This window comes from Nonomuraea sp. GTA35, from assembly GCF_041950525.1.
Classification (GTDB): Bacteria; Actinomycetota; Actinomycetes; order Streptosporangiales; family Streptosporangiaceae; genus Nonomuraea.
Window position 1 is genome coordinate 252566 of sequence record NZ_JBGNUV010000006.1, and the last position, 12503, is coordinate 265068.

Here is a 12503-nt window from a genome sequence, read left to right on the forward strand (position 1 = left end):
GGTCCCAGGACAAGGAGGCAAGGTGACGACTTCTCAGATCGCCCAGTCCGCGACGACGTTCCCAGGAAGCGCCCGTGTCGAGATGATCATGGGCAGGCCCGTCAGCGTGGACATCCGCACGGCGCTCCCTGCTCGTGAGCTGACCCCCCTGCTCGATGACGCGTTCTCCTGGCTGAGGTGGGTGGAGGACACCTTCGACCCGGCCAGGCCCGACAGCCAGATCGCCCGCCTCAACCGCGGCGGGACGATCAGGCAGGTTCCCGAGCTCATCGAGGTCCTGCACCGCTGCGAGGAGCTCAGCGAGGCCACCGGCGGCTGGTTCGAGCCCCGCATCGGCGGCGTGATCGACCCGTCGGGCTACATCAGGGGCTGGGCGCTGGAGCGCCTGTCGCGGGCCCTGTCCAACGCCGGCGCCGGCGATCACCGCATCACCGCGGGCAACGACATCAGGGTGCGCGGCTCCTCCGCGCCGGGCAGGCGCTGGCGCATCGGCATCCGCGACCCGCGCACCGACACCGTACGCAAGGTCGTCTTCGCCCACGACCTGGGCGTCGCCACCTCCGGCGGCTCGTCCGTCGTCGATCCGCACACGGGGCAGGTCGCCGACGGGCTCGGCTCGGTCACCGTGATCGGCCCGGACCTCGGCATGGCCGACGGCTACGCCACCGCCGTCTACGCCATGGGGCCCGTCCGGGGCCGCCGCTTCGCCGCCGACCTCGCGCGGTCGGGGCCGTACGAGACGATGATCATCACCAGGGACGGCCAGGAGCTCACCACGCCCGGTCTCCTCGACCACAGCGGCACGCAGGCCCGCCTCGCGGGCTGACCCACCTCGCTCCGGCCCGGCCCTCCGCCTGACCCGGCACACCCTCGCCGGCCCCGCCCGGCGCGGCCCGGCCTTTTCTCCCGGTCCGGCGCAACCCCGTCCGGCCCGGCCTTTCGCCTGGTCCGGCCTTCCGCGTGGTTCCGGCCCCGCCTTCCGCCTGCCTCGGGGCATCCCTCGCCTGGCCGGTCACGCCCATCGCCTGAGCGGGCCGCGCCCTTGCGAGGCGTCCGGCACGACGGGGCACGCCGGGGGGCGGCGGCCCGCGCCGGCCAGGCGCCGGCAGGCCGGCTAGGCGTCGGGATGCTTGCGCAGGTAGTCGATGTAAACCGGCCGCAGCGCATCGCCCAGCTTGCCCTCGCCCGCCGCGATGGCGTCGCTGAGCAGCGCGGAGACCTTGCTGAGGTCGTTGGCGGTCTCGTTGGCGTGACCGCTGGCGGCCTCGGCGGCCGGGATCACCTTCAGCAGCTCCCACAGGAACCCCAGGTCCCCATGGCGTACGGCGTACCGCACCGCTCGCTCGTGCAACTCGTTGGCCGGCAGCGACTCGAGCCCGTTCGCGTCCATTTCGCTCCCTCCCCTGCACGCCTGTTCCCCCGTTGGAGCGACGATAACCGGGACTACGGACAGTGACGGTCGGGCATCGTTGTGACTACGCCCTCTATCGAGTGCCGATCTCAAGTGGGAGGATCAACCAGCGTGAGATTCATCATCAGAACCCTCGCCGCCGCGGTGGCGCTGTGGGTGGCCATCCAGTTCATCGACGGCATCGACGTCGACGCTCCCACCAACTCGGCCAGATACTGGGGCGTCCTGCTGCTCGTGGCGCTGATCTTCGGCGTCGTCAACGCCATCGTCAAGCCCATCGTGAAGGCGCTCGGCTGCGCCGTCATCGTGCTGACCCTGGGCCTGTTCCTCCTCGTGATCAACGCCGCCATGCTCTACCTGACGAGCTGGATCGCGGGCGAGTTCGACATCCCCTTCCACGTCGACAACTTCTACCCGGCGGCGTTCTGGGGCGCGGTCATCGTCAGCTTGGTGAGCTGGCTGCTCGGCCTGTTCATCCCCGACAAGGACTGACCCTCCCCCATGGAGCTCGACGGTGCCGGCCTGACCTGCGCGCAGGTCCACGAGGTCGCGTACGGCGGGGCCCGGGTCACGATCGCCTCCCTCGATCGTGCCCGGGCCGCGTGGGTCACCGCCCAGGAGCTGACCAGCCCCGTGTACGGCAGGAGCACCGGCGTGGGCGCCAACCGCGACGTCGTGGTGGCGGGCGCGGGCCTCGACCTCCTGCGCAGCCACACGGTGGCCGCCGGGCCGCCCATCCCGCCCGCCCGGGCCAGGGCCATGCTGGTGGTCCGGCTCAACCAGATCCTGGCGGGCGGCTCCGGCGTGGACCCGGCCGTCTGCCTCGCGCTGGCCCGCGCGATCAACCACGGCTACACCCCGCCCCTGCACACGTACGGCGCCATCGGCACCGGCGACCTGACGGCCCTCGCCACCACGGCCCTGTGCCTCCTGGGCGAGCTCCCCTGGCACCACGACCCTCCAGCATCGCGCGCGCACGCTCCCACCCCATCCCGACGCGGCCCCCGCCACCCCCTCACCTCGGATGACGCGCTGCCGTTCATCAGCTCGGGCGCCGCCACCCTCGCCGACGCCGCCCTCGCCTGTCACCGCCTGGGCCACCTCCTCGACGCGGCCATGGACGTGGCCGTGATGTCGTTCACCGCCGTGGACGCCTCGCCCGAGCCGCTGGCCGCCGTCGTGCAGGAGGCCCGGCCGCAACCGGGCCAGGCCGTCGTGGCCGCCCGGCTGCGCGGCCTGCTCGCCCCCGAGCCCACCACCCGCGTCCAGGACCCGTACGGCTTCCGCGCCTTCGCCCAGGTGCACGGCGCCGCCCTCGACACGCTCGGCCGGGCCGTCACCACGATCGAGACCGACCTCAACGCGGCCACCGAGAACCCCCTCTTCGCCGCCTCCCTCGCCTGGCACAACGGCAACTTCCACTCGGCCCCCGTGGCCCTGGCGCTCGACGCGCTGCGGGCCGCGCTCGTGCAGACGGCCCAGCTCAGCACGTCCCGCCTGGCCACGCTCATGGACCCGGCCTACACCGGCCGCCTGCCGTTCCTGGCCGACCGGCCGGGCGCCTCGGGCGCGCTGATCCTCGAGTACGTGGCCCAGGACGCCCTGGCCACCCTGCGCCACCTGGCCGGCCCGGTGACCACGGGCACGGCGGTGATCTCGCGCGGCGTGGAGGATCACGCGGGGTTCGCCACCCAGGCCGCCCGCCACGCCCTGTCCTGCGTGGAGCCCCTGGAGCTCGTCCTGGCCTGCGAGCGCACCGCCGCCACCCGCGCCCTGCGCGCCCCGGGCCCTGACCGCCCCCTCACGGCGGATCTGGAGGACTCCCGCAGCGCGCTGTCACCCGGCTAGGCGCCCCAGGACGCGCGGCCTCAAGGCACCCGGCCGACCGGCGCCACCTCAGGGCACGCGCGCCACCAGCGCGATCTCAGGGCACGCGCGCCACCGACCCGCGCTCCCTGAGCGTGGGTTTCTGCATGACGCGCCGCCGCCGGGCCCCGCCGTCGGCGGCCGCCGAGATGAGCCGCACCGCCGCCCGCACGATCCCGGCGATGTCCCAGTCGACGGTCGTGAGCCCCGGCGACAGCAGCCCCGACATCGGATGATCGTCGTAGCCCATGACGGACACGTCACCCGGGATCGACAACCCCAGCTCCTGCGCCGCCGCGTACACGCCGTAGGCGATCGAGTCGGCGAAGCAGAACACGGCGCTCGGCTTCTCTCCGCTGAGCAGCTCGTGGGCGGCCGCGGTGGCCCCCGCCAGCCCGTGGGGGGCGGTGGCGACCTCGATGTCCAGCCCCAGCCGGTCGGCCTCGGCCGTGACGTACACGTCGGCGGGCCGGTCGGGCGTGCTGGCCTGGGTCGAGGTGAGCACGGCGACGCGACGGTGGCCGAGCGCGCGCAGGTGCTCGAGGGCGAGCGTCACCCCGCTGCGGTTGTCGAAGACGACCTCGCCGGCGGTGCCGGAGATCGAGTCGCCGATCGCCACCACCGGCAGCGACTCGCACAGCTCGGGCCAGAACTCGGCGGCCGGGTCGATCGGCTGCACGATCATGCCGTCGACGCGCTGGTCGCGGAGCTGCTGGGCCAGGGCCCGCTCCCTGGCGGGATCGCCGAACGCGTCGAGGATGAGGGCGTAGCGGTCCTTCTCCCGAAGCCCTCTGCTGATGCCGACCGCCAGGGACTGCTGCCAGAGATCCTCCAGCGAGCCGCACAGCAGGCCGATCATGCCGGTGCGCCCGCTGGCCAGAGCCCTGGCGATGGGATCGGCCTCGTAGCCGAGCTCGGCGGCGGCGGCGCGCACCCGCTCCATGGTCTCCTCCGACACCTGCAGGCCGCGGAGCGCGTAGGAGACGGCCGCCGGTGACAGGCCTGTGGCCTGGGCCACCTCACGGATGGTCGCTCTCTTGCGAGGCATTCCGCAAGCCTATTGCGTGACGCCGACAGAAGCAGATTCCCTGTCATCGATTTGTCAGGTTTGCCGTCATCCCGTAAATCCGTGCTTACCAGCCGCACCCCGTCGTATCCCGGGTCGAACGCCGGCACCGGCTGATCGACGCCCGCAAGGAACTGCCCCCGCTCGCCCTCACCCCGGGCGGGGGTGTCGGCGCCGGCGGCCCTCCCTCGTGGCCGTCGGTCCCCGCGCCTCGGCCGCCGCCCAGCCGGCGCTCGCCGAGCTCGTGGCGGCCCTCCGGGAGCACCCGCCCGTTGACAAGCGGTAAGTGAAGCGGTTCACTGAACCGTATCACTGAAACGGTTCACGGTATGGACGTCGCAGCACAGAGCGTTTACATGTATTGTGAGTAGGAAATAGCGGAAGGAGGCGCCCGCCGATGAGCGTCGACGTGCATCAGCACCTGTGGACGAGTGCGTTCGTCGATGCCCTGCGCGCCCGCGACACCCCTCCGTACCTCGACGGCTGGACGCTCGTCCTCGACGGCGAGCCGCCGTACGAGGTGGATCCCGCCGACCACGAGCAGCGCGACACCACCGGCCTGGAGCTGGCGCTGGTGTCGCTGTCGAGCCCGCTCGGCATCGAGTTCCTGCCGCCCGAGGAGTGCTGGCCGCTCATCGACGCCTACCACGACGGCGCCCTGGCGCTGGGCGAGCCCTACGGGGCCTGGGCGGCCACCTGCCACAGCGAGCCCGACCCCGACCGCCTGGCCAAGGATCTCGACCGCGGGTTCGCGGGGCTGCAGATCCCGGCCACGGCCACGCCCGGCGACGAGCTGCTCGAGGTGCTGACCAGCCGCGACCTGCCGCTGTTCGTGCACCCGGGTCCGGCCGGGCCCGCGATCGGCACGCCACCGTTCCCGTACCGCGGGCACGCATCCGCCACGCCACCATCCCCGCCTGGCGAGCAGGCGCCCGCCACGCCGCCGTGGTGGCCCGCGCTGGTGCCGTACGTGCAGCAGATGCACGCGTCGTGGCACTACTTCCACGCCGTCGTCCGCCCCAGGCACCCGCGCCTGCGGGTCTGCTTCGCGCTGCTCGCGGGGCTGGCGCCGCTGCACTCCGAGCGCCTGATCGCCAGGGGCGGCGGCGGGCGCGGCCTGGTGGACCCGAACTTCTTCGTGGAGACCTCCTCCTACGGCCCGCGCGCCATCGACGCGATCGTCCGCGAGCTCGGCATCGACGTCGTCGTCAACGGCTCCGACGCCCCCTACGCCAGAGCACCCGAACCCGGCCTCGGCGCGGCCGCCGACCACGCCATCAAGGTCGTCAACCCCCGTCGCCTCATCAGCGGAAAGGAGACTCGTACGTGAACACTGAGCAGATCCAGGACGGGGGCACCTGTGCCAGGCTCCCGGAGCGCGTGCTCGACCGGCGCGAGCTGCGCGACCTGGTGAACGAGCTGGCCGCCAACCCCGCGGAGTGGCGCGACCAGGTGGACTTCCCGGCCGACGGCGGCCGTCACTACGCCTCGCTCTACCGCGACGCGTACGTGGACGTCTGGCTGCTGTGCTGGCGCCCCGAGGACGACACGGGCTGGCACGACCACGACACCTCCTCGGGAGCCGTGCACGTGGTCCAGGGCGCGCTGAAGGAGTGCAACCCGCGCATCGGCGGCGAGCACCTGGAGACGGTGGTTCCCGAGGGGCAGTCGTTCTCGTTCGGGCCCGACCACATCCACCGGCTCACCGGCGCGGTGGAGCAGAGCGTGTCGATCCACGCGTACTCGCCGCCGCTGTGGCGGCTGGGCCAGTACTCGATCGACGGCACGGGCGTCATGCGCCGGGTCTCGGTGAGCTACGCCGACGAGCTGCGGCCGATGGACACCGGCCCCGAGCCGGTCGCCCCCGAGCCCGCCGGCGTGACGGCGCTCAGCCCCGATCCGGTCGGCTCCGTGGCCTGAGCACGCAGCAGCTCCCGCAGGGCTCCACGCCGGGCAGCGCGATCCACAGGCAGCAGGTCCTGCGGAAGTAGCCGTCGCCGACGGGCTCGACGAGCCCGTCGAGCGGCCGGCCCAGCTCCCTGAGCAGCTTCATGTAGTCGCCCGGCACGATCGAGGTCAGCGGGTGGGCGATGGCCTCGGCCGTGGAGCCCCACAACGTGCGCTCGCCCACCCTGGCCAGGGAGCTGATCGCCTCGACCAGCGGCCGCTGCGACTCCTCCAGCGCCTCGCGGATCGCGCCGGCGCCGGAGGCCCAGCTCACGCGCGTGGCCGCGAGCGTCACCCCCGCGCCGGACACCTTGAAGTACGTCTCCGCCAGCCGCATGACCGGCACCCGCCCGTCCAGCGCCCACCCGAGCGCCATGGGCAGCGTGTGCCAGTAGCCGTAGGTCTTCCAGAACAGCGCCGCGCCGACGTGCCGCGGCGCGTTCCAGCGCGCGGCCGTCTCGTCCACGAGCCGTGTGAGCAGCGTGTACGGCTCCCGCACCAGCTCGCGCACCGGTGTCCAGCTCTCGTCGGGCTCGATGACGAGGCCGGGCTCCACCCCGATCACCCCGCCGCGCCCGTCGGCCATCCGCTGGAGCGTCTCGGTCAGCACGCTGCAACTCCTGGAGGATCTAAGGGTCGGCTCTGCCCAACGTAGCAGGGCGGCCGGCGAACCAGCCCGCCAGGATCTGCCCCGCGAGCACCCCCAGCCCCGCCAGCAGCGGCACCGTCCACCCGCCCGAGACCTGCCGCAGGAACCCGAACAGCAGCGGCCCCACGGCCGCGATCACGTACCCCACGGACTGCGCCACGGCCGACAGCGCCGTCACCTCGGCGGGATCGGACGGGCGCAGCGCGATGATCAGCAGCGCCAGGGCGAACGAGGCCCCCTGCCCGATGCCGAGCACGATCATCCACACCCACGGCAGGGTCGTCGGGGCCAGCAGCATGCCGAGGTAGCCGAGCACGGTCAGCACGCCGGCCCCGACCACGTACGGGACCTGCGAGGCGCGCCGGCCCGCCAGGACGGGGACGGCCAGCGAGGTGCCGACCTGGACCGCGTTCGTCAGGCTGAGCAGGTAACCGGCCTGGTCTGCGGCCAGGCCCGCCTCCAGGAAGATCGTGGGCAGCCAGGCCAGCATGACGTAGAAGGTCAGCGACTGCAGGCCCATGAGGCCGGTGACGTACCAGGTGACGCGGCTGCGCAGCACGGTGCCGAACGGCCGCGGCCCGTTCTGCCCGCCCCCCTGCTCGCGCAGCGCCTGCGGGAGCCAGAGCAGCGCCGCCAGCAGGGCGGGCACGGCGAGCAGGGCGGAGACGCCGCGCCAGCCGTAGCCGGTGGCGTGCTCGATCGGGATGACCAGGGCGGACGCCGCCGCGGCGCCGGCCACCACGCAGGAGACGTAGACGCCGGTCATGAGGTTGACCCGGGTGGGGAAGTGCTGCTTGACGACGCCGGGCATGGAGACGTTCATGACGGCGATGGCCGTGGCGGCCAGGGCGGAGCCGAGGTAGAGGACGGGCGCGCCGTCCAGGCCGCGCAGCGCGACGCCCGCGGCGATGACCAGCAGGCCGGCCATCAGCGTGCGGTCGAGCCCGATGCGCCGCGCCAGCAGCGGCGTGACCGGCCCGAACACGCCCAGGCAGACCACCATGACCGTGGTGATCGCGCCGCCGCCCGCGGGCGAGAGGCCGACGTCGTTCATGATCTCGTCGAGGAGGGGGGAGATGCCCGCGATGGCCGGGCGGAGGTTGAGCGCGGCCAGGGCGAACCCGGTCACGAGCAAGGCGGATCTCAACGACATAGAGGACCACTCTCGCACAACGCCTTGACAACGTTGTCTGCCCCTGCCGCATGAGACATGATCCAGGCGTGAGACCGACGATGAAGGACGTCGCCTCGGCGGCGGGCGTGGCGCTCAAGACCGTCTCGCGCGTCGTGAACGGCGAGCCCGGCGTGCACCCCGCCACCGCCGAGCGGGTGCGCGCGGCCATCGACCGGCTGGGCTACAGCCGCAACGAGAGCGCACGCGTGCTGCGCAGAGGCAGGACCGCCACGATCGGGCTGGTCATCGAGGACGTGGCCGATCCGTTCTACTCGGGGCTGAGCAGGGCCGTGGAGGGCGTGGTCATCGAGCACGGCTGCCTGCTGCTGAGCGGCTCGTCCGGGGAGGAGCCCGGCAGGGAGCGGGAGCTGGTCGAGACGTTCTGCGCGCGCCGGGTGGACGGGCTGATCATGGTGCCCGCGGGCGACGACCACACGTACCTGCGGCCCGAGCTGGAGACCGGCACGCCGGTGGTGTTCGCCGACCGGCCGCCGGGTGCGGGGATCGACGTGGACACGGTGCTCACCGACAACGTGGGCGGGGCCAGGCAGGCGGTCCGCCACCTCATGACGCACGGCCATCGCCGGATCGCCTTCCTCGGCGACGACCCGGCCATCTTCACGGCCTCGCAGCGGCTGCGCGGCTACCGCGAGGAGCTGGGCGGGCTCTTCGACGGGCGGCTGGTGTCGATGCGGCCGCCCGCGATGGAGGCCGCCCGCGAGGACCTGGCACGCATGTTCGCCCTGGACGATCCGCCGACGGCGCTGTTCACCGGCAACGGCCGCCACACCGTGACCACCCTGCGGGCCCTGGAAGGGCGGCGGGTGGCGCTGGTCGGGTTCGACGACTTCGAGCTGGCCGACCTGCTCAGGCCGGGGGTGACCGTGGTGGCGCAGGATCCGTCGTGGATGGGGCGGGTCTCGGCCGAGCTGCTGTTCCGCCGCCTGCGCGGCGACGGCGGCCCGTCCGAGCACCTCGAACTCCCGGTACGGCTCATCCCCCGCGGCTCGGGCGAACTCCCTCCGGAAGGCTAGGCCCGCTTCGGGGAAGGCTGGGCCGTGACCTGGGCGGGCGCGGGCCGCAACACGCGGGCCAGCGCGAGCGCGACCAGGATCCCCGCCGCGCCCGACACGGCGATGGCCTGCCCCGGCGCGATCACCTCGCCCAGCGCCCCGATCAGCGCCGCCCCCACCGCCTGCCCTGTCATGAGCCCCGCCGACTGCAACCCGAACGCCTGCCCCCGCGCCTCCTCCGGCACCGCGTCCACGAACCGCCGCTGCAACCCGAGCTGGTACGCCAGCCCGGCCGCTCCCGCCGCAGCCAGCGCGGCCGCCCAGCCGATCCCCGGCGAGGCGGCGAACCCCAGCCACGGCACCCCCAGCAGCACCGCCAGCGGCATCGACAGCCGCTCCCGCAGCGCGGGCGCCGCGAACCGCCCCACCACGAACTCGCCGACCGCCATGCCGCCGGCCGCCGCCGCGAGCACCACCCCGGCCTCTCCCTGCCCGCCCAGGTAGGGCACGACCATGGCCTCCGCGCCCGCCAGGCACACGCACGGCAGCCACCCGGCCAGGAGCAGCCCGCGCACCCGCCCGTCGGCCAGCAGCCGCCGGTTGACCTGCCAGGTCTGCCGCACCGCCCCCTGCCCACCAGCCTGCCGCCCCTGCCCGCCGGCCTGCCGTGCCGCCCGGTACGGCAGCCCCAACCGCAGCACCAGCGCCGCCACCACCGACAGCCCGGCCGTGACCGCCAGCGCCCCTGGCGGCCCGGCGAAGGCCAGGAAGGCTCCCCCGGCGGCCAGCCCCACGATCTGCGCCCCGGCCGAGGCCACGTTCAGGACCGACCGGCCCAGCACGAACGCGTCGCCCGGCAGCACTTCGGGCAGCATCGCCGCCCGCGCCGCGAAGAACACCGGCGAGAACAGTCCCGTGGCCACCACCAGGGCCAGCAGGCCCCACACGGGCAGCCCGGCGTAGGCCAGCAGCAGGCAGGTGACCGCCCTGACCAGCTCCCCCGCGATCATCAGCGCCCGCGGCGACAGCCGGTCGGCCAGGGAGAGCAGGAACATCCCGCCGAGGAAGAACGGCAGCCACCCGGCCATGTACGCCGCGGCCGACAGCCCCGGCGACCCGGTCCGCTCGTACACCAGCACGGACAGGGCCAGCATCTTGACCCCGTCGCCGGCGATCAGCAGCACGAAGCTGCCGAAGAGCACCTTGAACTCCCTGACGGCGAACACCTCGCCGAACGTCGCTGCTTTCACGCTCACGATGCTGGGTCCGGCCCCTGCTCTGGGGCGAATTCTTCGGATATAACCGAAAGGTGCTGATGACGATCGAGGTCGTTCCGCAGGATCTGATGGCGAGCAGGTTCGCGATCTCGCCCCTGATCGAGACCATGCACGCGCAGTGGGTGCTGACGGGCCGCTACCGGGCGGGCGCGCACGGCCCGTGGGTGGCGCGGTGGCGCGGGACGTACAGGGAGCTGGTGCGGCGGCATCCCGTGCTGCGGGCCGCCGGCGCCGTCAGCGGCAACAGGGGGGACGCGAACGTCGACTTCATCGCGCCTCCGCCGACCGCCGTGGACGTGCCGTTCGAGGCGGAGCTGGCGGCCATGCGGGCGACCCCGCCGGCGCAGGCGCACGCGGAGATCGAGCGGGTGCTGGCCAAGCGCCCTCCGGTGGCCCGCTGGGTCAGGGAGCTGCTGCTGGGGCCCGAGGTGGTGGCGCGGTTCGCGGATGCGTACGAGGCGCTGTGGACGGAGATCCTCGCCCACGACTGGCCGCGCTTCCGGGCGATCCTGCAGCGGGACGTGGCCTACCGGGCCGGGCGGCTGGCCGCGTACGGCTGGCAGGCGGCGCTGGAGGACCTCAGCCCGAAGGTGCACTGGCGGGCCGGCGGCCGGATCGAGATCGAGATGAACTCCACGGGCAGCCACCGGCTCGGCGGCAAGGGGCTGCTCTTCGTGCCCTCGGCGTTCATGGAGACCATCGGCACCTACCTGGAGGACGACTGGCCGTACGCGATGGTCTATCCCGCCAGGGGCATCGCGGCCGCGCCGGCACCGCCACCGCGGGACCTGGCCGCGCTGATCGGGCGCAGCCGGGCCCGCATCCTGGGCGAGCTGGCCGAGCCCGCCACCACCACCCAGCTCGCCGTCCTGCTCGGGCAGAGCGTGGGCACCGCGGGCGAGCACATCGCCGCGCTGCGCAGGACGGGGCTGATCGCGGGCACGCGTACGGGCCGCAGCGTGTTGTACGCGCGCACGCCACTCGGCGACGCCTTGATCAACGGCTAGCCTGCGCTCCGGGAAGCACGAAGCTATAGTTGTTGCGCATCAGTTCTGCAAAAATGTTCACGCACCGCACCCAGGAGCGCGCGAATGAATGCCGCCGACGTCGCACCCGAGGCTCAGGCCAGGTTCCCCCACGAGCTGATGTACGCGGCGGCCCAGCAGTACTACCTGGAGGACGCCACCCAGGGCGACATCGCCAAACGCCTGGGCGTCAGCAGGGCGACCGTGAGCCGGCTGCTCACCGAGGCCCGCAAGCAGGGCATCGTCGAGATCAAGGTGCACCGCCCGGCCGCGCTGGGCGACGGCCCGCTGGCCGCCGAGGTGGCGCGGGCGCTCGGCCTGGACCGCGTCCACCTGGTGCCCAAGGTCAGCGGCCCGGCGCTGGGCCCGTGGCTGGCCCCCGGGGTGACCCGCGCGCTGGCCACCGTCGGCCTGGAGTCGGGCGACGTCGTGCTGGTCTCCTCCGGCACCACGGTGTACGAGTGCGCCCGCGAGGGCCTCGGCCACTACCCCGGCGTCACGATCGCCCCCGCCGTGGGCGGCCAGGAGGAGCCGCAGCCCTGGTTCCAGACCAACGAGACCACCCGCATCCTGGCCGAGCGCATCGGCGGCGTGCCCGCCTACCTCTACGCGCCCGCGCTGCCGGGGCCCGAACTGTTCTACTCGCTCCAGCACGAGCCCTCCGTGCGCCGCGTCATGGATCTGTGGGCGCACGCCAAGTGCGCGGTCGTGGGCGTCGGCTCGCCCCCGCTGACCAGGCAGATGGTGCCCTCCCTGATGCCCCGCGACGCCGAGGGCCTGCGCCAGGCGGTGGGCGACGTGTGCATGCGGACCTACGACCGCGACGGCGCGCCCGTCACGTACCCGGGCAGCGAGCGCCTGGTGGCCGCCAAGCCGGAGGAGCTGCGCCGCATCCCCCACACGATCGCCGTGGCGGTCGGCGCGGAGAAGGTGCTCTCGATCGTGGCCGGCGCGAAGGGCGGGTACTTCAACCAGCTCGTGACGGATACGCCGACGGCGGAGGGCCTCCTGGCAGCCGCTCACCAAGTCTGAACACTTTTGCTGGACAAAGTTTCTGAACGCGCGCTAACGTGAG

The 12503-nt window shown here is 73.3% G+C and carries 13 protein-coding genes; 8 read left to right on the plus strand and 5 right to left on the minus strand.

Annotated features, from left to right (window positions below):
• Positions 1–22: 22 nt before the first annotated feature.
• Positions 23–826, plus strand: coding sequence for an FAD:protein FMN transferase (locus tag ACBJ32_RS27755; RefSeq protein WP_375129191.1), 804 nt, complete (start codon positions 23–25; stop codon positions 824–826).
• Between the two features lie 288 nt (positions 827–1114).
• Here ACBJ32_RS27755 and ACBJ32_RS27760 read toward each other — a convergent pair whose 3' ends face one another.
• Positions 1115–1390, minus strand: a complete 276-nt coding sequence (locus tag ACBJ32_RS27760) for a hypothetical protein (protein WP_357872502.1) — start codon at positions 1388–1390, stop codon at positions 1115–1117.
• Between the two features lie 132 nt (positions 1391–1522).
• On the opposite strand from ACBJ32_RS27760, the gene ACBJ32_RS27765 reads away from it, so the two are divergent.
• Together ACBJ32_RS27765 and ACBJ32_RS27770 are read left to right on the plus strand one after the other, a co-directional pair.
• The gene (locus ACBJ32_RS27765) at positions 1523–1903 is read left to right on the plus strand and encodes a phage holin family protein (protein WP_375129192.1); all 381 of its coding nucleotides are present in this window, start codon (positions 1523–1525) and stop codon (positions 1901–1903) included.
• 9 nt (positions 1904–1912) lie between these two features.
• Complete coding sequence (locus ACBJ32_RS27770; protein ID WP_375129193.1) at positions 1913–3259, plus strand: aromatic amino acid lyase; 1347 nt, start codon at positions 1913–1915, stop codon at positions 3257–3259.
• Positions 3260–3335: 76 nt separating this feature from the next.
• On the opposite strand, the gene ACBJ32_RS27775 is transcribed toward ACBJ32_RS27770, so the two are convergent.
• Positions 3336–4325 (minus strand): LacI family DNA-binding transcriptional regulator, encoded by a 990-nt coding sequence (locus ACBJ32_RS27775; protein WP_357872494.1) that lies wholly within the window; start codon positions 4323–4325, stop codon positions 3336–3338.
• A 415-nt stretch (positions 4326–4740) separates the two neighbouring features.
• On the opposite strand from ACBJ32_RS27775, the gene ACBJ32_RS27780 reads away from it, so the two are divergent.
• Both ACBJ32_RS27780 and ACBJ32_RS27785 read left to right on the plus strand, forming a co-directional pair.
• Positions 4741–5673, plus strand: coding sequence for an amidohydrolase (locus ACBJ32_RS27780; protein WP_375129194.1), 933 nt, complete (start codon positions 4741–4743; stop codon positions 5671–5673).
• Positions 5670–6263, plus strand: coding sequence for a cysteine dioxygenase family protein (locus tag ACBJ32_RS27785; protein WP_357872488.1), 594 nt, complete (start codon positions 5670–5672; stop codon positions 6261–6263). Before ACBJ32_RS27780 ends, ACBJ32_RS27785 begins: the two co-directional genes overlap by 4 nt.
• Here ACBJ32_RS27785 and ACBJ32_RS27790 read toward each other — a convergent pair.
• Positions 6232–6900, minus strand: a complete 669-nt coding sequence (locus ACBJ32_RS27790; protein ID WP_375129195.1) for a hypothetical protein — start codon at positions 6898–6900, stop codon at positions 6232–6234. The genes ACBJ32_RS27785 and ACBJ32_RS27790 overlap by 32 nt on opposite strands.
• 19 nt (positions 6901–6919) lie before the next feature.
• Positions 6920–8092 (minus strand): CynX/NimT family MFS transporter, encoded by a 1173-nt coding sequence (locus ACBJ32_RS27795; RefSeq protein ID WP_375129196.1) that lies wholly within the window; start codon positions 8090–8092, stop codon positions 6920–6922.
• 68 nt (positions 8093–8160) lie between these two features.
• On the opposite strand from ACBJ32_RS27795, the gene ACBJ32_RS27800 reads away from it, so the two are divergent.
• On the plus strand, positions 8161–9147 hold the full coding sequence (locus tag ACBJ32_RS27800) for a LacI family DNA-binding transcriptional regulator (protein ID WP_375129197.1): 987 nt from the start codon (positions 8161–8163) through the stop codon (positions 9145–9147).
• On the opposite strand, the gene ACBJ32_RS27805 is transcribed toward ACBJ32_RS27800, so the two are convergent.
• On the minus strand, positions 9144–10376 hold the full coding sequence (locus tag ACBJ32_RS27805) for an MFS transporter (protein ID WP_375129198.1): 1233 nt from the start codon (positions 10374–10376) through the stop codon (positions 9144–9146). The two genes, ACBJ32_RS27800 and ACBJ32_RS27805, sit on opposite strands and share 4 nt — an antisense overlap.
• A 65-nt stretch (positions 10377–10441) precedes the next feature.
• Here ACBJ32_RS27805 and ACBJ32_RS27810 point away from each other — a divergent pair, with 65 nt between their 5' ends.
• Together ACBJ32_RS27810 and ACBJ32_RS27815 are read left to right on the plus strand one after the other, a co-directional pair.
• Positions 10442–11410: a DUF5937 family protein gene (locus tag ACBJ32_RS27810; RefSeq protein ID WP_375129199.1), complete on the plus strand. Its 969-nt coding sequence runs from the start codon at positions 10442–10444 to the stop codon at positions 11408–11410.
• An 84-nt stretch (positions 11411–11494) separates the two neighbouring features.
• Positions 11495–12460, plus strand: coding sequence for a sugar-binding domain-containing protein (locus ACBJ32_RS27815; protein WP_357872475.1), 966 nt, complete (start codon positions 11495–11497; stop codon positions 12458–12460).
• Positions 12461–12503: the final 43 nt, after the last annotated feature.